Below are 25,042 nucleotides of genomic sequence, written 5' to 3'. Positions count from 1 at the left end.
CATCGAGCCGATGCGTTAAACGTGTTTGGCGAGCAGCGCGTCGAGCATCGACAGCATCTGGTCGATCTCGTCGCGGCTCACGTTCAGGGCGGGCATGAAGCGCAGTAGGTTCGGACGCGCCGAATTGAGCAGCAGCCCGTCGGGGGTCATGTCGCGCGCAGCTTCCACCAGTTGCGGGCCGATGTCTCGGCCAAGCAGCAATGCGCGCAGCAGTCCGGCCCCGCGCTCGCCCTCGCCGCCGTAGCGCGATGACAGGTGGTCTAATCCGGCGCTGAGGTAGTCGGCCTGCGCGCGCACGAATTCGAGGAAGCCCGGCGCACTGACGGTGCGCATGACCGCGAGACCGACCGCGCACATGAGCGGATTGCCGTTGTACGTGCCGCCCTGGTCGCCCGGCTGGAAGACGGCGAATTCGTCGCCGCAGAGCATCGCCGCGAGCGGCACGCCGCCGCCAATGCCTTTGCCGAGCGTCATGATGTCCGGCACGATGCCGGCCTGCTGATGCGCGAAGAGCGTGCCGGTGCGTCCGCAGCCGGTCTGCACTTCATCCACGATCAGCAGCAGTCCACGAGATTTGGTGAGGGTGCGCAGTTCCTTCAGAAACGTGTCGGTGGCCGGCACGACACCGGCTTCGCCCTGAATCGGTTCGAGCATCACGGCGACAGTGTCGGGGCCGATGAGGGCTTCGACGGACGCGAGATTGTTCAGTTCGGCCTTCGGGAAGCCCGGCACCTGCGGGGCGAAGATCGTGTCCCAGCCTGGCTTGCCGCTCGCCGACATGGTGGCGAGCGTGCGGCCGTGGAAGGCGTCCCTGAACGTGATGATCTCGAAGCGCGCACCGCCCGACGCATTCGGATGCAATTGCCCCCACTTGCGGGCGAGCTTGATCGCGCTCTCGTTTGCCTCGGCGCCGCTGTTCGCGAAAAAAACCTTGCCAAGGCCCGAGAGCGTGGCGAGCAGGTCGGCGAGCTCGATCATCGGCACGTTGTAGTACGCGGGGCTTGGGTTGAGCAACAGGCCACTTTGCGTGGCGAGCGCGTCGCGCATCACCGGATGGCAATGGCCGAGGCTGTTGACGGCCCAGCCCTGGATGAAGTCGAGATATCGCTTGCCTTCGTGGTCATACAGCCAGCCGCCCTTGCCGTGCGTGAAGACGAGGTCGGGGCGCGACGTGATGGGCAGCAACGCCCCGGTCGCAAATTCCGAGAACCTGGCGTGGCGTGCTGCCTTGGACGCGGTGGACGCGCTGGGCGAGGTGGGGGCAGTGGGCGATCCGGCGGCGGAAGGCGTGGCAAGCGACATGACGGTCTCCGAAGGACAAGGGTGGGCGAGACGGAAGCATAAAAAAAGCCACGGGGGTTGCCCGTGGCTTCGCTGTACTTGAGAACTTGCGAGTTATCGCAGTCGATAGCGTGCCGCGCGGCATCCCGGTTGGGGCAGCGTACGGCGACGTCGGATCGAGGCGATGGCAATCAGGTTCATGACGGCAAGCATAAGTCGGTGACGCGGCGCTTGTCAAAGGGTACGGTCGCGCTGTGGCGCGCACGCCGCGCGGCGCCGCGTCGGCATCGTTCGATCGATACGGTTCACTGACCGCCGCCCGGGTTGTCGGCCTCGGTGGTGAACGCATCGGCGAAGAAGGCCGCTTCGGGCAGGTGGTGATGCGCGATGAAGTCGCGGCGCGCCGACTCCACCATCACGGGGGCCCCGCAGGCGTAGACCTCGTAGTCCGACAGGTCCGGCAGGTCTTCCACCACGGCGCGATGCACGAACCCGGTGCGGCCCTGCCACTGGTCTTCCGGCGCGGCGTCGGAGAGCACCGGCACGAACGTGAAGCCGGGAATCTCGCGTGCCCACTGTTCGGCCAGCTCGCGCAGGTAGATGTCCTTCAATTGTCGTGCGCCCCAGTACAGCGTCATGGGTCGCGCGAGCCCCTTGTGCGCGGCATGTTCGACGATGGCCTTGATCGGCGCGAAGCCCGTGCCCGACGCGAGCAGCACGATCGGCTTGTCGCTGTCTTCGCGCAGGAAGAACGTGCCCAGCGGCCCTTCGAAGCGCAGGATTTCGCGCTCCTTCATGTGATGGAACACGTGGTCGGTGAACACGCCGCCGGGCATGTGACGCAGGTGAAGCTCGAGGAAGCCTTCTTCGTGCGGCGCGGTCGCCATCGAATAGCTGCGCCGCTTGCCGTCTTTCAGGATGAACTCGATGTACTGCCCGGCGAGATACTGGAAACGTTCGTTGGCGGGCAATTGCAGGCGCATGACGATGACATCGTCGGCACGGCGCTCCAGTGCGTTCACGCGGCACGGCAAGCGTTTGACCGGGATATCGCCGAAGCCTTTGACTTCGCGCGATTCGACAACGAGGTTGCCCTTGGCATGGGCGCAGCAAAGCAGTGCAAAACCGCGCGTCTCTTCGTCCTTCGAGAGGGCGGAGCTGGAATGCGTGCCATGCTCGACGCTGCCCTCGACCAGCTTGGCCTTGCAGGAACCACAACCGCCGTTCTTGCAGCCGTAAGGCAGGCCGACGCCTTGACGCAGCGCAGCGCTGAGCACGGCCTCGCCGTCTTCGACCTGGAACTCGCGCCCGCTCGGCACGAGGGTAACGTTGTAAGCCATACTACAATCCGAAAAATGAATAAATCGTCAAAACCCTTCGGTCGTCCGCGCCTGCTGGTGGTGGGCTGCGGCGACGTCGGCATGCGCGCGCTGCCGGCCCTCGTCAAACGCTTTCGTGTCTTCGCGGTCACGTCGAGCGATGCTCGCCATGCGGCATTGCGCGCGGCGGGGGCCGTGCCCGTTGTCGCCAATCTGGACGACGCGGCGAGCCTGCATCGCATCGGCCGTCTGGCGCCGCGAGTGTTGCATCTCGCGCCGCCCGCCGGGGTTGCCGGCAGCGGCACTCTGGACCGGCGTACGCGCCGTTTGCGCGCGGCGCTCACCCAGCCGCCGAAGCCCACAATTGTACCCGAGGGAGGGCGGCACGCCCTGTCGCGCCTGCCTCGAGCGCCGCGTTGCATTCTCGTCTACGCGAGCACCAGCGGCGTGTACGGCGACTGCGGCGGCGCCCATGTGGATGAAACGCGCACACCGTGGCCGCGCTCGCCGCGTGGCCAGCGTCGTGTGGATGCGGAGCGCACGGTGCGCACGCTCGGCCGACCGTCGACGCACGCCCGGAACGCGCATCGTGTGCTGGCCGCCGGCCCGGCGCGCGCGCGCGCGGCATCGACGAGCGCCACGCATGCCGCCTGGCGTTTCACCGAGCGTGCGCGCGTGCCGTGGCGAACGACGCTTGTGCGCATTCCGGGGATTTACGCGGCGGATCGGCTTCCGGTCACGCGTTTGCAGAAGGGCACGCCGGCGTTGCAGGCGGCCGACGACGTCTTTACCAACCATATTCATGCCGACGATCTCGCCGCGATCCTGGTGCGCGCGATGTGGCGCGGCAAGGCGCAGCGGATTGTGCATGCGAGCGACGACACCGAGTGGCGCATGGGCGAGTATTTCGACCATGTGGCCGACGCCCTGGGGCTGCCCCGGCCGCCGCGTGTGTCGCGCGACGAAGCCCGGCGTGTGCTGGAGCCGACGCTGCTGTCGTTCATGTCTGAGTCGCGACGGCTCGTCAACACGCGACTCAAGCGCGAACTCGGCTATCGCTTGCGGTATCCCGACGTGGCGGTACTGCTCGCCACGCTCGCCCCGAGCCGCCACAACGCGGTCGCCGATATGACCGCCGACCCCACCATGAACCAGGCGACCGACGAGCCCTTCCCGGTTACGGAAAGCAAGGCCGTCGTGACGATGGGGGTCGCCGCGCTGCCCAGCAAGCCGGACAGCATGTAGCTCACCGATAGGCCGGAGTAGCGAATCTCGGGGCCGAACAGTTCCGCGAGAAACGTCGCGATCGGCCCATAGTTGGCAGCGAAGGCGGTCATCATCAGCAAATAACCGAGCAACGCCAGGGAGAACTCGCGGGCGTCGAGCAGCCAGAACAGTGGAAATGCCAGCAGCGCCTCGGCGACGATTCCGCCCATGATCACGGGCCTGCGGCCGATCCGATCGGAGAGCCATCCAAAGGCGGGCAACAACAGGAGACAAAGCGCGCAGGCGATGAGCGCGATCGTCAGCATTGCGCCACTCGAAAAGCCCAGGGTTTGGGTTCCATATGTCAGCCCGAACGCAACGATCAGGTTGAAGGACGTGCCCGTCGACATGGTGGCGATACCGCCGAGCAGCACGCGTTTCCAGTGCTTGCTGAGCAACGCGGCCAGCGGCACCTTGACCTGCGCATTGGCTTTCTGAATTCGGCGGAACGAGGGCGTCTCGGAGGTGTTCAGTCGAACATAGAGTCCGACAAAGACCAGTAATACGCTGATCAGGAACGGAATGCGCCAACCCCAGGCGAGCAGGGCGCCATCGGGCAGCATGACGTTGCTAAAGAGAAACACGAGATTGGCGATCAACGTGCCTGCCGGCACCCCGATCTGGACCCATGACCCGTAAAGCCCGCGCTGATGCCCAGGCGCGTGTTCGACCGCCATCAACACCGCGCCACCCCATTCGCCGCCCAGCGCCAGGCCCTGCACGATGCGAAGTGTGAGGAGCAGAAGCGGTCCCCAGATGCCGATCGACGCGTAGTCCGGCAGCAGGCCAATGCAGAACGTGGAGATGCCCATCATGACCAGCGAGACGAGCAACATCGACTTGCGTCCTAGCCGATCGCCGAAATGGCCGAACAGCGCGGCACCCACCATACGTGCAAGGTACGCGGACGCGAAGGTGCCGAAGGCGAGCAGGGTGCCGATCAGCGGGACAAAGCTTGGAAAGAAGACCTTGTTGAACACCAGCGCCGAGGCGGTTGCGAACACGAACAGGTCGTACCATTCGACCGTCGTGCCGATGACGCTCGCGATGGCAATGGTTTTGATGCTGCGCTCGTTTTTGTTGGCTTCGTTCGCTTCGAGCGGGCGCTCAACAGTGTGTGTTTGATTCATGGAATCCTCCATGAGGACAGGGGGCGCGAGCCGGTCACCGAACGCTGTCGACGGGACTGGACACGGTTGGGGGAACAATCGTGGCGGCGCATGCGGGTACGGCGAGTTGACCGTTCAAGGCGTCGAGAACGCGGGGCGCCTTGCCAGGTCGACCCGCCACCCGAAGCCGAACGCTGGAAGGGGGCTCCCAGCGTCCGAAAATTGGCGGATACCCGTCGCAGCACGCCGCCGTTCAGGCCATCGACTGACGGATATAGGCAATCACTTCGTCTGCGCTCGACACGTCTGCATAGCGCCGGCCGACGTCGCGCAAATTGTCGCGGTGCGGACCTTCCTCGATGTCGCCGACGCAGTCTTCCGGAACAATGGTGCGGAAGCCCCATTGAAAGCTGTCGATCGTCGAAGCGCGAATGCATCCGCTCGTGTTGCAGCCCGTGATGATGACCGTCTCGACGCCCTCTTTCACGAAGTACGGCACAACCGGCGTCTGGAAGAAAATCGATGGGCCATACTTGCACACGACCACGTCGTAGTCCTTGTCGTAGATCCGGGGATCGAGGGCAGAGCTGGGATGATCGAGCCTGAACTGATCGCGAACCGCGGCAATTTTCCAGTGAGGCATGTCGCGCTCATTTTTGTAGGCGGTGAAGCACGTCGCGATCGGAACGTTGTGCGCGCGGGCAACCTTGAGCAGGCGCTCGGTATTGGCAAGCCCACGCATGACCAGCGGTGCGCCGCCAAGCGGGTATTTCGGCTCGGTGAACGCCAGTTGATAGTCCACCACGACAATTCCGACTTTCCCCTTCATGCCAATTCCGACAGCCCCATAAGAGCGGTTTTGGTAATCGTCCATTTTTGACTCCAATTCAATGAGTTGAGCAACATTGCACTTAAGAGTCTAGTGGTGCAGCATACGTACATATATACGTATCGATTACGTACGGAATCACCCTGACGGCAAGGAGATGGCATGGACGACATGACGGCCGGCGCGCTCGCGTCTGAACCGATCGACTATGAACAGGTGTTCGCGAACGTACCGGTCGCGCTCATGGTGACCCGCAGGCGAGTGATATGCGCCTGCAACAAGCAATTTCTGGACATGTTTCGTACGAGCGGCGACGCCGTGATCGGCCAGTCGGTTCGCGTCCTGTACCCCAACCAGGTGGCGTTCGATCGATTTGGTGCGCGTGTGATTCCCGCTCTGAAAAAGTTCGGGCGAATCATGGAACCGCGAGCCATGCAGCGGCTCGATGGGCAATTGTTCTGGGTGAATGTGACGGGCGTCAGCGAGCACCGGGACGACCCGTACCGGGAGGCACTCTGGTTCTTTTCGGAGATGGGAGCGAGCATAAGCCTGTCCGGTGGCGCAAGTGCCGCCAACAAGCGGCTCGCAGAGACCAAGCATTCCATGACAAAGCGCGAGCGCGATGTGGCGGCATTGCTCATTCAGAACCAGACCGCCAAGGAAATTGGCATCGCCCTGGGGATCAGTCCGCGAACCGTGGAGGTCTTCCGGGGGAAGCTCTTGAAGAAGTTTGACGTTCCTACGACGCACGAACTGGTCAAGACGCTCCTTGCTTAGGCGTCTCCACTGCGCGGATGCCCACCTGCCTACCCGTCCGATTCGCACACGGCGGCGCCGAGTGGGGTAGGGCAGTCGACCATGGCCGCGAAAATGTGGAGACACGAATCGTGGCCGACGTTTTGCGGTGTTGCAGGCGCGACCGTGCCAGCGGCAGGCCCGCAAGCGCCGTCAGCCCCGCGAGACTGGGCGCCAGGCGCACATAGCGGGGGCGCGACCACAACAACGCTCGCCACGCTCGTCGTCGCGATGCGACTGCACAGTGTGAAGATTGCGCCGCGCATGTCGGCCCCGCATCGGCGTCTCGACTAACGGGAAAACGCCGTGGTGCGGGTGCGCATGCGACAACGTGGATATAATTGCCAGCTATGTCGCTTTACGTCTGCGAAATTCCGGATTTTCTTCGGGGGCTTTGTGGCCACGGCACGCCCCGGATGTCGACGCATCTTTCCAATCCTTTCTGAAATAAGGATTGAGCGCCATTCTGTAAGATGCTTCGGTCAACGCCGGCCTGGGCGGACACGCACACTTCGGTGTATCTCGACACCAAGGGAGCACACATCATGTCCACAGGCATTGGCGCGCCGGGGTCGGCGCTACATCGCGCCTGGCGTTTGCCAGGACAGGGGCCGGCCGCAACGCTCGGCACGCGTCGCGCGTCGTCGGCGCCGGAGCGATTCACGAATGCGCTGCGGGCGCTGTCCAGCACGCCAGCACCATCCGCTGTGACGCAAGACAGTGCCGTGACACTGTCGCAAGCCGCGAGCGCACGGCGCCAACCTTAAATTACCTAGAGAATTTCATGAGTCTGCATGTCCTGCTGGTCGACGACGATCCTGTCGTACGCGACCTCTTGCGCGAATTGCTGCATGCCAACGGCATGCAGGTCTCGGTGCTGCACAACGGCGCGTCGCTGATGCGCCGACTCGAACTCGAACGGCCCTCGGTGATTCTGCTCGATATCATGATGCCGGAGCGCGATGGCTTGCGTGCGTTGCAGGATTTGCGCGCGGCCGGCGAAGACATTCCAGTGATCATGCTCTCCGCGCGCGGCGGCCCGCTCGACCGGGCGCTCGGCCTCGAACTTGGCGCGGACGACTATCTGGCCAAGCCGTTCGACCCGCGCGAGTTGCTCGCCCGCATTCACGCGGTGTTGCGTCGTCGCGGGCCGGTCGCCGCCAGCGCGCCCGATGTGCGTGCACCGTACCGCTTCGGCCCCTTTGAGCTCGATTACTCGCTGCGCACGTTGCAGCGCGAGGGCGAGCGACTGCCGCTGCGCGATACCGAATTCGCCATGCTCAAGGCCTTTACGCAGCACCCAATGCAGGTGCTGCCGCGTGTGAAGCTCCACGCCATGCTCTATGGCGACGGCATTACGTTTCGCGATCGCAGCCTCGATGTGCCGGTGTGGCGTCTGCGTCGGCTCATCGAAGCCGATCCGTCCGAGCCGCGCTATATCCAGACGATTCGCGGCAAGGGGTACGTCTTCGTGCCGGGTGGCGAGTTGGCAGAAAGCGGCACGTCCGATGCGTGCGAGCGGTCAGGCTCAGGTGGTGTAGGCGGTCACGACAACGGGCAGGCGCTCGCCTCGCCGGCGCGGGTGGTCAAGCGTACGGTGCGCGGCTGGCGGGAGTCGGCGGCGTGAAACGGCGTTGGCTGCTGCGCGACTCGCTCTTCGCGCGCATGGCAGGGCTGGGTATTGCCGTGCTGTTGGTGATGCATCTGGTATGGAGTGCGCTGGTGTTCTACCAGCGTCCGCGTCAGCAAGTGGACGGATTTGCGCGCGGCCTGCTCATCGCCATTCAGAGTGTGGATCAACGCGCCGTGGACCCCGGCAGCCTTGTGCCGCCGCGCGGCCTGCGGCGCGTGCCACTGGCCGACGCCCCGACGTTTGTCGATCGCGTAGACGACGAACGCGCGGCACGCCTGCGCCACGAACTGCTCTCGCGCCTGCCGGCGGGGACGCAATTGCATCTGGTCGATGAGCGCAAGCGGGGGAGTTTATGGGTGTTGTTGCCCCAGCGAAGCGAGTGGATCGTCATCGGGCTCGACTTGCCGCCGACGCCCCCCTTTGTACGTGAGACGGTGGGCATTCTGATCGGCGCGGTGTTGCTGGCGTTGCTGGTCGCCTGGCAGATGCAGCGGCCGATCGCGCGCGTGGCACACGCCGCGCGTGTGATCGCACGTGGACGGCGTCCGGCCCTGCTGCCCGAGCAAGGGCCGCACGAGTTGCGCGATCTCACGCATGCGTTCAATGACATGGCCAAGCGCCTGGCGGAAGCGGAGGACAACCAGGCGATCATGCTCGCGGGGATTGCCCACGATCTGAAGTCGCCGCTCACGCGCCTGCGTCTTCGCGCCGACTTGATCGACAGCGACAGCTCACGCGACGGGTTTGTGCGCGATATCGCGTCGATCGACCACATCGTCCAGCAGTTTCTCGCCTACGCGCGCGACGAGGCCGATACGAGTCCGCTCGTCGGCGTCGATGCGTTCTTGCGCGAACAATTTCCCGTGGGGGAGGGCGAGCACGATGTCGCCACGACGGCGTCCGCCGCGGCGGTGCCGAACGCGTTGGACATGTCGAAACCTTCGAGCGCGCTGAATGATACGAGTGCATCGAGTGATCTGAGTGAATCGAGCGAGAGCGCGTCGTTGTTCGCCAGTCATTTGTGCGCGGGTCCGGGTTTCCGGTTGCCGCGCACGCTGCTCGACCGGGTGATGATGAATCTCGTCGACAACGCGCTTGAGCACGGCGAACCGCCGGTGCGTCTGGCGACGTGGTGCGAGGGGGCGGTGGGGTATATCGAAGTCAGCGATTGCGGGGCGGGGATTCCGGACGATCAGGCGGCGCTGGCGATGCGGCCATTCGTGCGGCTCGATTCGTCGCGCGGCGGCGAGGGCCATTGCGGACTCGGTCTGTCGCTCGTCGCGCGATTGGTCGAAGGGCTGGGCGGCACCGTGCGTCTGGGTAAGTCGCCGGACGGCGGGCTGCGTGTCACCCTGTGCCTGCCGGTCACCCCGGCCGCTGGGCTTGCGGGCGCGTGAGGCTGCCAGGGTGACTCAGTAAGCTCAGCAAGCTTAGGCGGCTTACGCGGCTTACGCGGCTCAAGCGGCTCAAGCGGCTCAAGCGGCTCAAGCGGCTCAGGCGGCTCAAGCGGCTCAGGCGGCTCAAGCGGCTCAGGTGGCTCAGGTGGCTCAGGTGGCTCAGGTGGCTCAGGTGGCTCAGGTGGCACGATGCCGCCCTGAACCGTCGCCGATCACACCGCGTCAGTAAATCTCCGGCACGATCATTTCATCGGGCACCGGCTGACGCATATAGTCTTCGCTGCGGGCGCGTTCGGGCAAGATCACCGACGAGCGCTCCACGTCGTGATACGGCACTTGCGCGAGCAGATGATGCATGCAGTTCAGGCGCGCCCGCTTCTTGTCGTCGGCCTGTACGACCCACCACGGGGCTTCCGGAATGTGGGTGCGCTCGAGCATCACTTCCTTCGCGCGCGTGTAGCTTTCCCAGCGACGACGGCTTTCCAGATCCATCGGGCTGAGCTTCCATTGCTTGAGCGGGTCCTGAATTCGCGCGAGGAAGCGCGCCTCCTGTTCGTCGTCCGAGATCGAGAACCAGTACTTCACGATCTGGATGCCGCTGCGAACGAGCATCTTTTCGAACTCGGGCACCGAGCGGAAGAACTCTTCATATTCGCTCTCGGTGCAGAACCCCATGACGTGTTCCACGCCCGCGCGGTTATACCAACTGCGGTCGAACAGCACGATCTCGCCGGCGGCGGGCAGATGCTGGACGTAACGCTGGAAATACCATTGCGTGCGTTCACGGTCGTTGGGGGCGGGCAGGGCGGCCACGCGGCACACGCGGGGGTTGAGCCGTTGCGTGATTCGCTTGATCGCGCCGCCCTTGCCGGCCGCATCGCGGCCTTCGAAGATCACGACGAGCCGGTGGCGGCTGCGGATGACCCAGTCCTGCAATTTGACGAGTTCGCCCTGCAGGCGGAACAGTTCGCGGAAATAGTGCAAACGGTCGCTGCGGGCGGCGTCGGTCAGGTCGTTCAGGCCGGGCAGACGAAGATCGTCGATCTCCATTTCGATCTCTTCGTCGTAGCTGTCGATCAGGTCGTCCTGGAGGCGACGCGCCAACGAGGCGTCGCGGTCGGCGTCGGAATCGAATTGGGTCATGGCGACGATCTCTTGCGGAGCAAAAAATACGGAAGGCGCCCGTAAGGCATGGGCGACGGCGGGCGGGAGCACGGCGTGTCAGCGCGTGCGGGGCGCACCCGAGGATGAGCCCAAGTCTGCGACGATTTTATGACACTGGCGTGGCGTTGACGAATCCTGTGCCGCGACGTTCCCATTCAGCCCTGCCTGATGGGCGAAAGCGGTGTTCGTGGACGGTGCGCGGGGTGCGGTATTGTCACAAAAACGCAATATGACGGGGTCATGATGTCACGCCCGTGCGCATTGCGTCGCGTTGCGGCGAGGTTCACGTTATTCCCCATGGTTGCCCACATACCGCGCGCATGTTCGCCGACTTGGTTCACAACGCTTATGGCTGCGATCAGGCGGGTCTGATCTACGGCTATCGATTTATCGACGGCACCCCGCCCGAACCCATCGATTCGCGCGAGGCACTCGCGTGGCTGGCGCAGGGCGAGCGTGCGCAGGGATTCCTGTGGCTGCACTTCAATTTCGCGCATGCCGCGTGCGAGCGGTGGTTGCAGCAGCATCTGCGCCTGCCGGACGAGTTCTACGAGCATCTTGCTGAAGGCTCGCGTTCCACGCGCATCGAGCATTCCGACGATTGGCTGCTGGCCGTCATCAACGATGTGATTTTCGCATTCGACATCGCGCAGTCGGAGATTTCAACGCTGCGCGTCGCCGCCAATGCGCGGCTGCTGGTCACCGGTCGGGTGAAACCGTTGCGATCGATCGACAAGTTGCGGGCATCGGTCAAACGCGGTGAAGCGTTTCGTTCGCCGCTGGCATTGCTGGTGCATTTGCTGCGCGATCAGGCGGATGTGCTCGAGCGCATCGTGCGCGAGACGAGCGCCCGCGTGGATACGGTGGAGGACCGGTTGTTGCAGCAGCGTATCGAGAGCAATCGCGCCGACCTGGGGTCGTTGCGCCGGGTGCTTGTGCGTTTGCAACGTTTGCTGGCGCCTGAACCGGCGGCGCTCTTTCGTTTGTTGAGCCGTCCCCCGGTCTGGGGGCATGTCGAGGACGTGCAGGAATTTCGCCAGGCAACCGAGGAATTTGCCGTCGTGCTCAACGACTTGACGGCGTTGCTCGAGCGCATCAAGTTGTTGCAGGAAGAGATCGCTGCGATGGTCAGCGAGCGCACCGAGCGCACGATCTACACGCTTACCGTCGTGACCGTGCTCGCCTTGCCCATCAATATTGTGGCGGGCTTTTTCGGCATGAACGTGGGCGGCATCCCGCTCGCCGATCACCCGCATGGCTTCTGGGTCCTGGTCGGCATCGTCGCCACCGGGACCGCCGCCGCCGGCGCGTGGGCGTTTCGGCGGCGGCCGGATTGACGGCGACAGGTCGGATAACGACGTCACAACCGGCGGTTCACTTTGCGTTCGGCGCGGCTTGAATCATCTTCCACCCGTTGCCGGCCGGGTCGCGAAAGCCCGCGTCGACGCTGCCATAGCGCTCGACCGGCGCCTGGGTGAATTCGACGCCGCGGGCTTTCAGCGCCTCGTAGCGCTCCCGGCAATCGGATACGTGAAGCACCAGGGGCGGCATGGCGCCCTTGGCGACCATCGCCCGCAACGTTTGGGCGGTCGCCTCGTCGTGAATCGGCGGGCCCGGGGTGAACAGGCCTAGCTGGAACGAGGGCTGGTCCGGATGCTGGACGGTCAGCCATCGGAACGCACCGTTGCGCACGTCCGTGTGGACGCGGAATCCGAGTGCCTCGACGTAAAAGGCAAGCGCTTCATCCTGGTCGTCGACGTACACGCCGACCACTTGTATTCCTTGGTTCGTCAGATTCATAAGTCCTCCTTGGTGGATGGAGGGACTGTACCCTCGGCCACGCGGCGGCGCTTCTCCAAAACTGCGATCTTGAGATCGGGCCGCTGCGCCGCTTTCACGACGCAGGCCGGGACACGATCCAGGCAATGGGGCGTGGCATTGCGCGCGGCCTGACGAACGGTGCTCGGGCTTTGTCCGTTGATGTCACGGAAGATGCGGCCAAACGTGCCCACGCTCTCCCAACCGGTGGCGAAGGCAATATCAGTGATGCTGAGGTCGGTGTCCCGCAACAGGGTATTGGCCTGCTCGATGCGCCGCGTCAGCAGGTAGCGATGCGGAGGAATGCCGAAGGCTCGCTTGAACGAGCGCGCGAAGTGCGCTTCGGAAGTGCCGCTGACCGCAGCCAGGCGTTTGACGGGCCAGGCCTCGTGCGAGGCCGCGTCCATGCGGTCTTTGGCGCGCAGCAGACGCCGCAGCAAGGCCGGGTCTTCCAACGGCGCGCCATCCGCCGGCCCGGCGCCGGGCACGGGCGACGAGGCAGGCAACGGGTCACGACGGCATTCGCGAGGGGCCATGGGTTCCAACGGCGCAGACGACATCCGGCTAGTTTAGGCGTAACACTGGGGGCGGTGTGACAATGCGCTCGACGAGAAAACGACAGGCGCTAACAACGATAGGCGTTGCACCGATTATCTTGAACACACGCCATGGTTGCCGCGTGACGCCTGCTATTGGGCGCCGTGAGAGGCCTAATGCCTGATTTCCTCAGAAGGTATGGTGCATGCCGCTCAGAACAATCACCTGATTCTCATTGCTGGATTGCCCCGCGATGGACAGATATGCCTTTGTCCCGGCGTTGGTGTGCTCGCACAGCGCTTGCAGATAGAGTTGCGTCGACCGGGACAGTGAGTAGATGTATCCCACCTCGATCTGCGACCATCGGTGACCAGACATCGTCGTCGTCGCAACGCCTCCGGTAACTTGATTGGCGAGCGTTAGCTGATACTCGGCACCAGCCTCGTAGCTCTGATAGACGTCGGAGGCGGTGCCCTTCTCAAGGCGAACGCGCGTGTAAAGTCCATGTACGCGAAGACTGCCGAATGTGTACAGGAGACCTGCGCCAAATGTCTCTGAACGGTCTGCAATGTATGCGGAAGCAGGGCTTCCTTGAAATGTTGCGAGCCCCGTTGCCGCCACACCAAAAGCGCGGTTGTGCTGGTTGGAGTAGATTGCTGCCGTTTTCAGATTCCCCGACGCGAAATTAACGCCGGCGCTGAACGTGTTGCCGAAACCAAAATTGGTCGTATTGCCGAGCCCGATCAACGAGCTAGCAGAGAGTCCGTGATAGCTTGCAGAACGATACTTGATCGCGTTGTTGACCGATGACGTCGCCGAGTTTGCGAGATTGTCGATATTGCCAGGATGGAACGCGTTCCATGACTGCGCGAGATAGGCGTTACTGAGCGGGGTGAGCAAATCGAAGTTCAAGGAACTTTGGTGCCCGACGGTAAGGGTGCCTGCGGTCGGCGAGGCGAGTCCCACGTATGCCTGGCGATTCCACATTGTCCCGCTTGAGACGGATGCACCGCTGCCGGTGAAAAAGCCGTTTTCCAGTTGAAAAACGGTATGTAGGCCGCCCCCGAGATATTCAACGCCTTTGAAGCCCCATCGATCCGGCTGCATATTGCTCTGGTTGAATTTGAACAGGGCACTGCCAGCGCTGTTACTGACATAAGCGCCCCCCGCGTCCAAGCTCCCGTACATCGTGACACCAGTTTGCGCCGACACATTGCCGGCGAGTGAGCACATCAGTAATCCAGTTGCGATCGAGACCTTCATATTTCCCCGTCGATTCGAAACGGAAGTCCGGACAAATCGAGACTTCGTCAGTTAGTCGAGATGGTGTTGTGTAATGTTCAAATATGAACACATAGAACAAAATTGTAGATTTCGAAGCGGATGGTTGCATACTCAAAATTTCCGAGATGCTAGTGATTTCACCAGTAGCGAAAGGGGAGGTCGTGATGGCTACAATTTCTCAATTGTGAATCACTGTTTCACACGTAAAACAAAGGAAGCAAATGGATACTCGGAGCACGACAGAGACCGATGCCGATTTACGGCCGGAGGGTGAGCGCCGACGCGCGTTCCTGAAGACAACGGGAGCCGCGCTTCTGTCCACATCGATCAGCAATCTCGTGCCTGCCGCCGCCGCTCCGACGCAGCACATCGCAAAATCCCCTCCTGCCTCGCCACCGACGGGTTACAACGTCCTGTTCATCCTCGTCGATCAGGAACGCTACTTTGAGGAGTGGCCGATGCCAGTGCCCGGACGAGAAAAGTTGAAGCGGCGCGGGATTTCGTTCGTCAATCATCAGATCGCGTCGTGTGTGTGTTCGCCGTCAAGATCGAACATCTACACGGGCCGCCATATGCAGCACACCGGCATCTTCGACAATGCGGGACTGCCATGGCAACCCGATCTGGGGCAAGACGTCCGCACGGTCGGGCATATGATGAAAGATGCCGGCTATCACTCGGCGTACTTCGGCAAATGGCATCTCAGCACGACCATGCATGAGTCGCGCAGCCCTTACGATGCCCCCGTCGCGGATTATGCGAAGACGATGCGGGCATATGGCTTTGACGATTACTTTGGCGTGGGCGATCTTGTCGGGGCCGCTCTTGGTGGTTATATGTACGATGGCACGACGACCGAGGCGGCGGTGACATGGCTTCGAAATCGCCGACCGAACGCGAGCACCTCCGAAACGTCAGCCAAGCCTTGGTTTCTCGCGGTCAATCTGGTGAATCCGCACGACGCGATGTGGTTCGACCCTGCACCGAGCGACAAAGGGCATGCGGGGTTGCTGCCTACCCGTGGCGCGCCAAAAGACAAGCTGTATGAAGCGCAATGGCGAAATGTGCCACTACCGCCGTCGCGCAAGCAACCACTGAACGGTCAGGGGCGACCGGCAGCACATGCGATGTACGGCGCGGCGCACGCAGCACTGATCGGCAGGTTCGACTTCAGCGACAGGAGTGTCGGCCTCTATCAAGACAATTACTTGAATTGCATTCGCGATTGCGATCGGCACGTCGCACGGATTCTGGAAGAATTGGACAACCTCGGCATTGCCGATCAGACCGTCGTGATCCTGACGTCAGATCATGGGGAGCTTGGCGGATACCATCAAATGATTGACAAGGGGGCGAACGCCTACCGCCAACAAAACCATGTGCCATTCATCGTTGCGCACCCGGCATACGAAGGTGGGAAACAATGCTCGGCCATCACATCACACGTCGACATAGCGCCCACGTTGCTGGCATTGACTGGGTTGCCGGAGGAAAAGGTGCGCGCCATCGCTGGAAAAGCATCGGTCGGCCGCAGTTTCGCGCATTTGTTGAAGGCGCCGGACGCAGCGCCCATGGACGCCGTTCGTCCTGCCGCGCTGTTCAATTATGCGATGCTGCTGTATTACGACAGCGAATGGATGCTCGCGGAGTTCAACACCATGCGGCAACGCGGTGTGCCGCCGCAGGAGATGCATCGACGCGCACGCGCCCTGCAACCCAATCTAACACTCAGGGGGGCAATACGGAGTGTATTTGACGGTCGTTATCGTTTCAGCCGGTATTTTGCGTTGTCGGATTTCAATCGTCCGACGACATTGGATGCTTTGATGCAACACAACGATCTGGAACTTTACGATCTTCAATCGGACCCGGACGAAATGAATAATCTGGCGTCGCAGCCGGGGCGATATGGGACCGAGCTGCTTGCGATGAACGGCAAACTGAATGCCCTCATCGACGCAGAAGTCGGCGAGGACGCCCTAAGCAGTCTGCCGTTCATCGACAACCGGCTGCAATTCAATTTCCGGAAACATTCATAGCGAAGCGCTTCCTTTACCCTGGCACGCGATCTAGCGCGGCCAACACATCTTCCGGGCGAATCTCCCGCGTGCACTCGAACGCGCGCGGCGTGTCGCGATGCCGTGGGCACCAGTGAAAGTCGTCGTGGTTGTAGCGCAGTGCCGGGTCGTGCCAGCAGCCGGTGCAGACGTCGCGCGCACTCACCCGGTAGGGCGTGGCGAACTCGTTGTGCGGCAGGGTGAAACCCGAGATCAGCACCGTGGGCGTGCCCATCGTCCACGCGAGCCACGACAGTCCGCTCGACAAGCCGATAAAGGCACTCGCGTGCATCAGCCAGCGCGCGCGTTCCGTCAACGGCAGGTCGCCTGTGGCATCGATCGCGCCCGCCGGGATCGACTGCCAGAAATCCCCTTTGCCATGCCGTGCCTTCTGATCGATACACACCACTTGCACGCCGCGCTCGTGTAGCCCGGCCACAACGGCATCCCATCCACCCGGCCGATTCCAGTACTTGCACTGCGCGGTACTTTGCACGGCGATGCAGACGTAAGGCGCCGCCATTGGCCGCGAGACGTCCGGCAACGCCGTTTTCGCGCGCGCCTCGGCGTCGTCCACGCCAAGGATGTGTGCCGCTGTGCGATGCAGTCCCGACGCGCGGAAGTCGCGCGGTTGCTTCACGAGTGCCACGTCGTCGAAGAAGAGGCCGACGTTGTACGTCGCGTAATACTTGCGTCGCTCGACCTTGTCCTGTGCGACGAAATCGACGTCCGGGTAAGCGTCGCGGAACAAGGCCGCCACCCCTGGGGTGACGACGCAGGCGAGCCGACATCCGTGCACCTGCGCAAAACGCAGCGCGTAGGGCAGCCAGCCGAGCACGTCGCCCAGGGCGGCCAACGGAAACTGGATCAGCACCGCCTGATCGCGCGCATCGTACCGATGCGCGAAGACCTCCACATCGTTCAGCCAGATCGTGATGCCGTACGGCACGAAATACTTGGCCGGACTGCGCACCACCCCCGAGGACAGCGAGACGTCGGCGAGCGTGCTGTCGTCTCGCAGGTCGCTGATCCGCACACGCCACGGCAGCGGCTGACCAAAATCGGGAATCACCACGCGCGCGCCGTCATTGAAGTCGAAGCGCAGGCCGGCCGGGCCGACTTGCGTGGGCAGCAGGGCCGGCGACAGGAATATCTGGTGCGGTGAGGGCACAAACGGCGTGACCACCGGCGAAGGGGCGTCGGGCGCGGTATCGGTGTGAGGCGGGGCAGGGGCGGCTTGGGTCATGCCCGACACCTTACGCGGGACATCGCGGGCTCGATCGCGCAGCAAATGAGCCGAAACGGGTCTATTTCAGGAAATTGGCCGGTTTGGGGGGGGCGAAGGGCCTTTCAGACCCTTTCGGCAAACCGTCCGGCAACGAGCCCGCGGACGCGTTCGACGACACCACGCCTGATCTACAGCCCGACGCGAAAGGAACCGCTTCGCACCCGCACCCGTAACCGCCCCCGTAACGGCAGAGGCGGACGCAAGGGCAAAGGCAAGGGCGAGGGCGAGGGCGAGGGCGAGGGCAGAGGTAGAGGCAGAGGCAGAGGCAGAGGCAGAGGCAAACGCTCAGGCCGCGCCAGCCACCACCTGATATTGCGCGCGCAGCGCCTGCGTGAACAGGCGATGGGTCTCGCGCGGACTTTCCCGACGCGTGAACATCGCCACGGGTGGCAGCGTCCACGCGAGCGACCAGGGCACGATCGCGACACCCGCAATGCGCACCAATTCCTCGGCAATGTCGGCCGGCAGCAACGACACCGCGCGCTCGCTGCTGGCGAGCAACTCCCCCGTCAGCCGGGACGAAAAACTCTCGACCACCGGCACCGGCGGCACCACGCCCGCATGTAGGAACAGATCGGACAACTGGTCACGCATTGGCGTATGCGGCGCGCCCATCACCCAGTCGAGTTCGGCGAGCTGCGCCCACACCGGGGCGCTGCGGCCGAGCCGGGCGGCCAGACGGCGGTTGGCAACCACACGCGGCATCTGGTGATGCAGCACTTCGAATTGCACCTGCGTCAGGTCGAGGCCGGCCGCAGCGCGTCCGATCACGACGTCAAGCGAGTGGTCGCGCAGTTGTGCCATCAGCGATTCGCTGGTGCCTTCATGGAGTGTGACGGTCAGCCGTTGGGGGATCTGGGCGAGCGTTTGCTGAATCGCGGCGGCAAGCGTCTTGCCAGAGATGTAGGGGATCACGCCCACCTGCAGCCGCGCGGCATGCCCGGCCATCACAGCCTCGATATCGCGGGTCAGGTGGTCCAGGTCGTGCACCATCGCCTGCGCCCGGGCGAGCACGACATCGCCCAGTGGCGTGGGCGTCATGCCGCGCGGCGTGCGGTCGAAAAGCGGCCCGCCGAGCATGCCCTCGAGTTCCGCGAGCGCGCTCGTGACCGCCGGCTGGCTCGTCGCCATGTGCTCGGCGACCCGCGTGAGCGAGCCGTGCTGCTGTATTTGCAGCAACAGCACGAGATGACGCATCTTGAGCCGAGTGGTCAACCGTCGGACCACTTCTCCCGTATCGAAAGGCACCGCCGCCATCTGTCCCCAATCCCCTGAAACCCCCGATGCTCCGGGCTTATAACGAAAACATGATGCCCCCATAGTAATTCAGAATCGTCCCCCGCTGGCGGCTCCCTAGAATGGCCTCACCTCTGATGCGCCCGAGCGGCAACCGTCTGCAGAACGGGCCGCGGCGCAAGGCAGAGCCGAGACATCGACCGAGGACGACACCCCCATGAGCCAAAGCAACGATCACCAGGCAGCCCTGGAATATCACCAGTTCCCGACCCCGGGCAAGATTTCCGTCACAGCCAGCAAGCCGCTCGTCACGCAGCGCGATCTGGCGCTCGCCTATACCCCCGGCGTCGCCATCCCGTGCCAGGAAATCGCGGCTGATCCGGCGCAGTCGTTCAAGTACACCGGTCGCGGCAACCTGGTCGGCGTGATCACGAATGGCTCGGCCGTGCTCGGTCTGGGCAACATCGGCGCGCTTGCCTCAAAGCCGGTGATGGAAGGCAAGGCCGTCCTCTTCAAGAAATTTGCCGGGATCGATGTGTTCGACATCGAAATCACCGAGAGCGACCCGGACAAGCTCGTCGACATCATCGCGAGCCTTGAGGCCACGTTCGGCGGTATCAACCTCGAAGACATCAAGGCCCCGGAGTGCTTCACCGTCGAGCGCAAGCTGCGTGAACGGATGAAGATTCCCGTCTTCCACGACGATCAGCACGGCACCGCCATCACTGTTTGCGCCGCGTTCATCAACGGCCTGAAGGTCGTGGGCAAGGACATCCGCGAAGTGAAGGTCGTGACCTCGGGCGCTGGCGCCGCCGCACTCGCCTGTCTGGATCTGATGGTCGACCTGGGGCTGCCGGTAGAGAATGTCTGGGCGACGGATATCGATGGCGTGGTCTACGAAGGTCGCGCGGTCGGCATGGACCCGGACAAGGCCCGCTTCGCGCAGAAGACCGACCAGCGCACCCTCGCGGAAGTGATCGAAGGCGCCGATGTGTTCATCGGTCTGTCCGCTGGCGGCGTGCTCAAGCCGGCGATGCTCAAGACGATGGCAGCGCGTCCGCTGATTCTCGCGCTGGCCAACCCGACGCCGGAAATCTTCCCGGAAGAAGCCCGCGCCGCACGCGACGACGTGGTGCTTGCCACCGGCCGTTCGGACTTCCCGAACCAGGTCAACAACGTGCTGTGCTTCCCGTATATCTTCCGCGGTGCGCTCGACGTGGGCGCGACCACGATCACGCGCAACATGGAAATCGCCGCTGTACACGCGATTGCCGCGCTGGCGCAGGAAGAGCCGAACGACTCCGTGGCGACCGCCTATGGGGCGTATGACCTCTCTTTTGGGCCGGAATACCTGATTCCGAAGCCGTTCGATTCGCGTCTGATCGTGCGCATTGCCCCGGCCGTGGCGCGCGCCGCCATGGAAGATGGCGTGGCCACGCGCCCGATCGCCGACTTCGACGCGTATGCGGACCAGTTGCAACAGTTCGTGTATCACTCGGGCGCGTTCATGAAGCCGATCTTCTCGGCGGCCAAGCAACTCGTGCGCGATGGCGGCAAGTCGCGCATCGTGTTCGCGGAAGGTGAGGAAGAGCGCGTGCTGCGTGCCGTGCAGGTGATCGTCGACGAAAAGCTGGCGCGTCCGATCCTGGTGGGCCGCCCGGAAGTGCTGCTCGCGCGCATCGAGAAGTTCGGTCTGCGTCTGCGTTTGGGCGAGGACGTCGAAGTCACCAACCCGTACTATGACGAGCGCTTCCACCAATACTGGACCAACTACTGGGAACTGCGTTGCCGTGACGGCATCACGAAGGAAATGGCGCGCGTCGAGATGCGCCGCCGCCTGACGCTGATCGGCGCGATGATGGTGCGTCTGGGCGACGCCGATGGCATGATTTGCGGCACCGTGGGCGCCTATCACGACCACCTGCGCTTCGTCGATGAGGTCATCGGCAAGCAGGCGGGCGCGAATACCTATGCGGCGATGAATATCCTGCTGCTCGACAAGCGCACCGTGGCGCTCGTGGACACGCACGTCAACGACGACCCGACGGCCGAACAGATTGCGGAGTTCACGCTGGCCGCCGCCAAGCAGATGTCGTGGCTGAACCTCAACCCGAAGGTCGCGCTGCTCTCGCGCTCGAACTTCGGCTCGGGCAGTGCCGCGTCGGGCACGAAGATGCGTCGTGTGCTGGAGTTGGTCAAGTCACAGGCGCCGGACCTGGAAATCGACGGCGAAATGCACGGCGACTGCGCGCTTGATGAAGGTCTGCGCAGCCGCATCCTGCCGCAGTCGCATCTGAAGGGCGCGGCGAATCTGCTGGTGTGCCCGAACGTGGATTCCGGCAACATCGCCTACAACCTGCTCAAGACGGGCGCGGGCAGCAACGTGGCGGTGGGACCGTTCCTGTTGGGGGTGGGGGCACCGGTCAATGTGCTGACGTCGAGTTCGACCGTGCGACGCATCATCAACATGACGGCGCTGACCGTCATTCAGGCCAATCACGACTGAGGTTCCCACGGCGCTCACATCCGGGGACGATTCCCTGGGGGTGAGCGCCACTCAAGGCCCCGGCCGGTTTGGCAGACGCATCGATCCGATGCGCTGCCGGCTGCGCCGGGGCCTTGTCGTTTGTACGTCAAATGGTGTGAATCAGCCGTGGTGGTCGCGGCCGTGGTCGCGACCCCGGTCATGGCCACGGTCATGGCCACGGTTGTCACGATGATCCGGTCCCCGGCCGCGATCGCCGTGATCCCAGCCGCCACGGTTGAGCTCCCAACCGTGCGGGCCCTGATGCCAGGCCGGCGCACGATACGCATAGCCTGGGCGCGCCCGTTCCCAGTGTCCGCCGCGCCATTCATGGCGATGACCGTCCCAGTCCCAGAAGCCCGGTGCCCAGACATACCCGACGCGCGGCGGCGGCACCGGTTCATAGCGCGGTGCCGGCGGCGCGCCGATGCTGATGGACACCCCCACCTGGGCGTGCGCCGGGGCCGTGGCAATGCCCCCGAGCGTGGCGGCAACGAGGGCAACGGTCAGCGTGAGTTTTTTCATGATGGCTCCCTTTGAGTTCGATTTTGGGTACGTCTTCATCGTACGAGGAGCCGCGTCTGCCGCGAAGCGAATAGTCGTAAGAAAGTGTTGGAATTGTTTTGTTTTGTTTGGCGAAACATGGCGTGGCCGGGGTATTCGCATCGACTGGCAGTCCTTGGGCGGCGTCCCGCCAGTCAATGTCAACACCGAGGTGTCACGACTTCGACGCGTGCTGATGACGATATTCCTGCGTGCGCCCGCCGTAACCATAGGCCGCGCCGCGCGCATCGATCACGTGGATGTACGAGCATTCGTGAACATTGCCGAGCAGACCCGACAACGTTTCGAACACCTGAGCAATGAATTGCGCCTTCTCCGCTTTCGTGTTCGTCTCGTCGGTCACGCTGATGTCCAGATGGAAGGCGTTCTTCCCTTGCTCCGACAGCGGCGCGCCGCCGATGAACCAGCGGGCATGCGGAATGTAGTCGACCGTGACGGCGATGACGTCCGGCGCCTTGTGCAGCGTATCGACGGTCAGTTGCGAGACTGCGCGAACGGCGTTGCGGGTGAGGGTGTCGTCGGGCGTGCCCGAGAGTTGCAGAACGAGGTGCGGCATGGTGTGACTCCCTGACGTTGAATGAAGGGGCATAAGGGGTGCAGACAACGACTTCAGTCTAGGGAGTGGATTGACATCGGAAAAGCGGGAATTTAAGATTTGATCCATCGGTTTTATCAATGGATGGAATCATGGTGCCCGGATTCGATTTCGACCAGTTACGTACCTTCGTTGCGGTGGCCGAGGCGGGTAGCCTGTCGGCCGCTGCGCCGCGCGTGTTCCTGTCGCAGTCGTCGGTGAGCGAGCAGGTTCGCAAACTGGAGGAGCGCGTTGGCGTGACGCTGTTCACGCGTGGCAAGCAAGGCGTGACAACGACGCCGGCGGGCGAGCGTCTGCTCGGACACGCGCGGCAGTTGCTCGCGCAGTCGGAGCGAGCGTGGCACGACGTACGTGGTTTTTCTCTCGCGGGCGAGCTGCGGCTGGCGATTACCGACTACTTCCGACCTGCCGACGTGGCTCGCCTGTTGCGACATCTTGGCGTCGCGTATTCGTCACTGCGCATTCACGTCACGATTCTGAAAAGTGGCGAGATCGAGTCGGGCTACGACACGGGCGACTTCGACATCGGTCTGTCGATGCGCGTGCTCGGCAAGGCCCTCGGTCGCGAGACGGTGCCGGGCACGCGAGCCTTGGGACGCGAGCCGCTCGAATGGGTTGCGTCGCCAGACCTCGCTCCGGTGGTGGGCACGCCGTTGCCATTGCTGGTGCTGCCCGACACCTGCGCATTGCATCGCTTCACCACGCAATGGCTTGATGAGCACCGCGTGCCTTACACGATTGCGCACGTGGCGTCGGGAGTGGCGGGGCTGCAGTTGGCGTTGAGCGCGGGACTCGGGGTCGCATGCCTGAATGCGTCGGCGGCTGGCCCGTCGCTTGCGCGTATTGCGACGTTGATGCCGGGGCGACGCTTACCCCCGCTGCCTGAGGCTGAGTTTCATCTGCTTCCCGCGCGCCGTGGCGAACCCGAGTGGGTCACGCAGGCGCGCGAGGCGTTGGCGGCGCACCTCACAGCACGTTGAGCGGGATCTTCAGATAGCGCGTGCCGTTGGCTTCCGGCGCGGGCATGTCACCCGCACGAATATTGACCTGCACGGCGGGCAGGATCAGCGTCGGCATGTCGAGCGTCTTGTCACGGGCTTCACGCATGGCGACGAAGGCGTGTTCGTCGATGCCGTCGTGCACATGGATGTTGGCGCGCCGTTGCTCGCCCACGGTCGTCTGCCAGTTCGCGGCGCGTCCGGCTGGCGGATAGTCGTGGCACATGAACAGTCGCGTTGACGCTGGCAGCGCCAGCAGACGGCGGATCGAGCGGAACAGCGTATGGGCATTGCCGCCAGGAAAGTCGCAGCGCGCCGTGCCGACGTCGGGCATGAAGAGCGTGTCGCCGACGAACACGGCATCCCCCACGCGATAGGCCATGTCGGCCGGCGTATGGCCCGGAACGAACATCGCTTCGGCTTGCAGGGCGCCAATCGCGAACGCCTCGCCATCTTCGAACAAGTGATCGAATTGCGAGCCATCGGGGGGCACGTCAGCGCCCAGATGGAACAGCGCCTTGAAGACGTGCTGTACCTCGCGGATGTGCGCGCCGATGGCGATGCGTCCGCCCACGCGTTCCTTGAGCCAGCGCGCCGCCGACAGGTGATCGGCGTGCGCATGCGTCTCGAGAATCCAGTCCACAGAGAGTTGGTTCGCGGCCAGGAAGTCGAGCACGCGCTCGGCCGATGCCGTGTGCGTTCGGCCCGCCTTGGGATCGTAGTCGAGCACCGGATCGATGATGGCCGCGCGAGAGCCCGGTGCATCGAACACGACATAGGTCACCGTGGAGGTGGTGGTGTCGAAGAAGGCTTCGATGTTCGCTGGCGTGGCTGACATGATCGGCTCCTGCATTAATTTATTAATTCATATATTATAATCAAGTAAATTGATTGTGGCGAGGCGACATCTCGTCGCGCCACAATGTCTCATTTGTGTCGATCCTGCCATGCCAAGAGTGACTGCGCTATCCCCTGACGACCGGGCGAGCGTTCCTGCGGACGTCGCGCCGCTGGATGCCGTCCCGCCGGAAGCCGCTTCGCTGGATGTCGCGCGGTTGCGCGCTGCCGCGTGCGATGCCACGGCGCTGCTGCGCGCGCTGGCCAACGAAGACCGTCTGCTGATTCTTTGTCAGCTGACGCAAGGCGAGTTGTCCGTGGGAGCGCTGGAGGCGCAGCTCGACATCCGACAACCGACGCTCTCGCAGCAGCTCGCCGTATTGCGTGCCGAGTCGCTCGTGACGACCCGGCGGGACGGCAAGCGCATTTACTATTCGGTCGCCGATGGCGCGGTGCTTGCGGTGCTGGCTTGCCTCTACGACCAGTTTTGTCCGAAATCCTGATGACTTAA

General features: G+C 63.4%; 22 protein-coding genes and 1 pseudogene. 10 read left to right on the top strand and 13 right to left on the bottom strand.

What is annotated here, in order from left to right; all coding sequences use genetic code 11:
* Positions 1–15 precede the first annotated feature (15 nt).
* Entirely contained in the window at positions 16–1,302 is a 1,287-nt protein-coding gene (locus PEP31012_RS01405) for an acetylornithine transaminase (protein WP_150587573.1), read from the bottom strand.
* 284 nt (positions 1,303–1,586) lie between these two features.
* Positions 1,587–2,621, bottom strand: coding sequence for a CDP-6-deoxy-delta-3,4-glucoseen reductase (locus PEP31012_RS01400; protein WP_150587572.1), 1,035 nt, complete (start codon positions 2,619–2,621; stop codon positions 1,587–1,589).
* A gap of 15 nt (positions 2,622–2,636) precedes the next feature.
* Between PEP31012_RS01400 and PEP31012_RS01395 the strand changes: the two genes are divergently transcribed.
* Positions 2,637–3,845, top strand: coding sequence for a Rossmann-fold NAD(P)-binding domain-containing protein (locus PEP31012_RS01395; protein WP_246171095.1), 1,209 nt, complete (start codon positions 2,637–2,639; stop codon positions 3,843–3,845).
* On the opposite strand, the pseudogene PEP31012_RS01390 reads toward PEP31012_RS01395, so the two are convergent.
* Both PEP31012_RS01390 and PEP31012_RS01385 read right to left on the bottom strand, forming a co-directional pair.
* Positions 3,764–4,996, bottom strand: a pseudogene (locus PEP31012_RS01390) (MFS transporter); the annotation flags it as partial. The gene PEP31012_RS01395 and the pseudogene PEP31012_RS01390 overlap by 82 nt on opposite strands.
* Positions 4,997–5,228: 232 nt before the next feature.
* Entirely contained in the window at positions 5,229–5,804 is a 576-nt protein-coding gene (locus PEP31012_RS01385) for an isochorismatase family protein (RefSeq protein ID WP_217427097.1), read from the bottom strand.
* A gap of 162 nt (positions 5,805–5,966) precedes the next feature.
* Here PEP31012_RS01385 and PEP31012_RS01380 point away from each other — a divergent pair, with 162 nt between their 5' ends.
* From PEP31012_RS01380 to PEP31012_RS01365, 4 genes are all read left to right on the top strand, one after another.
* A complete protein-coding gene (locus PEP31012_RS01380) occupies positions 5,967–6,581 on the top strand; it encodes a LuxR C-terminal-related transcriptional regulator (RefSeq protein ID WP_150587569.1) in 615 nt (204 codons plus the stop codon).
* Positions 6,582–7,144: 563 nt separating this feature from the next.
* The gene (locus tag PEP31012_RS01375) at positions 7,145–7,366 is read left to right on the top strand and encodes a hypothetical protein (protein WP_150587568.1); all 222 of its coding nucleotides are present in this window, start codon (positions 7,145–7,147) and stop codon (positions 7,364–7,366) included.
* Between the two features lie 17 nt (positions 7,367–7,383).
* Positions 7,384–8,226 carry a response regulator gene (locus PEP31012_RS01370; protein ID WP_150587567.1) on the top strand — a complete coding sequence of 281 codons (843 nt, stop codon included), beginning with the start codon at positions 7,384–7,386 and terminating at the stop codon, positions 8,224–8,226.
* Positions 8,223–9,629: an ATP-binding protein gene (locus tag PEP31012_RS01365; protein WP_246171094.1), complete on the top strand. Its 1,407-nt coding sequence runs from the start codon at positions 8,223–8,225 to the stop codon at positions 9,627–9,629. The genes PEP31012_RS01370 and PEP31012_RS01365 overlap by 4 nt, the downstream gene beginning before the upstream one ends.
* Positions 9,630–9,851: 222 nt before the next feature.
* Here the strand turns inward: PEP31012_RS01365 and ppk2 are convergent, their stop codons facing one another.
* Positions 9,852–10,772, bottom strand: coding sequence for a polyphosphate kinase 2 (ppk2, locus tag PEP31012_RS01360; RefSeq protein WP_150587566.1), 921 nt, complete (start codon positions 10,770–10,772; stop codon positions 9,852–9,854).
* 341 nt (positions 10,773–11,113) lie between these two features.
* On the opposite strand from ppk2, the gene PEP31012_RS01355 reads away from it, so the two are divergent.
* Complete coding sequence (locus PEP31012_RS01355; RefSeq protein ID WP_150587565.1) at positions 11,114–12,130, top strand: transporter; 1,017 nt, start codon at positions 11,114–11,116, stop codon at positions 12,128–12,130.
* A 37-nt stretch (positions 12,131–12,167) separates the two neighbouring features.
* Here PEP31012_RS01355 and PEP31012_RS01350 read toward each other — a convergent pair whose 3' ends face one another.
* The 3 genes from PEP31012_RS01350 to PEP31012_RS01340 all read right to left on the bottom strand — a co-directional run bounded on the left by PEP31012_RS01350 (position 12,168) and on the right by PEP31012_RS01340 (position 14,411).
* Positions 12,168–12,593 carry a VOC family protein gene (locus tag PEP31012_RS01350; protein WP_150587564.1) on the bottom strand — a complete coding sequence of 142 codons (426 nt, stop codon included), beginning with the start codon at positions 12,591–12,593 and terminating at the stop codon, positions 12,168–12,170.
* The gene (locus PEP31012_RS01345; RefSeq protein ID WP_150587563.1) at positions 12,590–13,147 is read right to left on the bottom strand and encodes a helix-turn-helix domain-containing protein; all 558 of its coding nucleotides are present in this window, start codon (positions 13,145–13,147) and stop codon (positions 12,590–12,592) included. Before PEP31012_RS01345 ends, PEP31012_RS01350 begins: the two co-directional genes overlap by 4 nt.
* Positions 13,148–13,337: 190 nt before the next feature.
* Complete coding sequence (locus PEP31012_RS01340) at positions 13,338–14,411, bottom strand: porin (RefSeq protein ID WP_150587562.1); 1,074 nt, start codon at positions 14,409–14,411, stop codon at positions 13,338–13,340.
* A 242-nt stretch (positions 14,412–14,653) separates the two neighbouring features.
* Here PEP31012_RS01340 and PEP31012_RS01335 point away from each other — a divergent pair, with 242 nt between their 5' ends.
* Entirely contained in the window at positions 14,654–16,471 is a 1,818-nt protein-coding gene (locus tag PEP31012_RS01335) for a sulfatase family protein (protein ID WP_150587561.1), read from the top strand.
* A 13-nt stretch (positions 16,472–16,484) separates the two neighbouring features.
* Here the strand turns inward: PEP31012_RS01335 and PEP31012_RS01330 are convergent, their stop codons facing one another.
* A complete protein-coding gene (locus tag PEP31012_RS01330) occupies positions 16,485–17,735 on the bottom strand; it encodes an autotransporter strand-loop-strand O-heptosyltransferase (protein WP_150587560.1) in 1,251 nt (416 codons plus the stop codon).
* A gap of 327 nt (positions 17,736–18,062) precedes the next feature.
* A complete protein-coding gene (locus tag PEP31012_RS01320) occupies positions 18,063–19,025 on the bottom strand; it encodes a LysR family transcriptional regulator (protein WP_150588025.1) in 963 nt (320 codons plus the stop codon).
* A 205-nt stretch (positions 19,026–19,230) separates the two neighbouring features.
* Here PEP31012_RS01320 and PEP31012_RS01315 point away from each other — a divergent pair, with 205 nt between their 5' ends.
* Complete coding sequence (locus PEP31012_RS01315; protein WP_150587559.1) at positions 19,231–21,519, top strand: NADP-dependent malic enzyme; 2,289 nt, start codon at positions 19,231–19,233, stop codon at positions 21,517–21,519.
* Between the two features lie 141 nt (positions 21,520–21,660).
* Here the strand turns inward: PEP31012_RS01315 and PEP31012_RS01310 are convergent, their stop codons facing one another.
* Both PEP31012_RS01310 and PEP31012_RS01305 read right to left on the bottom strand, forming a co-directional pair.
* Positions 21,661–22,062, bottom strand: coding sequence for a YXWGXW repeat-containing protein (locus PEP31012_RS01310; RefSeq protein ID WP_150587558.1), 402 nt, complete (start codon positions 22,060–22,062; stop codon positions 21,661–21,663).
* Between the two features lie 193 nt (positions 22,063–22,255).
* Positions 22,256–22,657 (bottom strand): tautomerase family protein, encoded by a 402-nt coding sequence (locus PEP31012_RS01305; RefSeq protein ID WP_150587557.1) that lies wholly within the window; start codon positions 22,655–22,657, stop codon positions 22,256–22,258.
* A gap of 134 nt (positions 22,658–22,791) precedes the next feature.
* Between PEP31012_RS01305 and PEP31012_RS01300 the strand changes: the two genes are divergently transcribed.
* Entirely contained in the window at positions 22,792–23,676 is an 885-nt protein-coding gene (locus PEP31012_RS01300) for a LysR family transcriptional regulator (RefSeq protein ID WP_150588024.1), read from the top strand.
* On the opposite strand, the gene PEP31012_RS01295 is transcribed toward PEP31012_RS01300, so the two are convergent.
* Positions 23,663–24,532, bottom strand: a complete 870-nt coding sequence (locus PEP31012_RS01295) for an MBL fold metallo-hydrolase (protein WP_150587556.1) — start codon at positions 24,530–24,532, stop codon at positions 23,663–23,665. The genes PEP31012_RS01300 and PEP31012_RS01295 overlap by 14 nt on opposite strands.
* A 109-nt stretch (positions 24,533–24,641) precedes the next feature.
* Between PEP31012_RS01295 and PEP31012_RS01290 the strand changes: the two genes are divergently transcribed.
* Positions 24,642–25,034 (top strand): ArsR/SmtB family transcription factor, encoded by a 393-nt coding sequence (locus PEP31012_RS01290; RefSeq protein ID WP_246171093.1) that lies wholly within the window; start codon positions 24,642–24,644, stop codon positions 25,032–25,034.
* Positions 25,035–25,042 lie beyond the last annotated feature (8 nt).

The organism is Pandoraea eparura, assembly GCF_902459725.1.
GTDB classification, from domain to species: Bacteria; Pseudomonadota; Gammaproteobacteria; order Burkholderiales; family Burkholderiaceae; genus Pandoraea; species Pandoraea eparura.
Note: the sequence above shows the minus strand (reverse complement) of the source record. Positions and strands in the feature narration are given on the sequence as shown.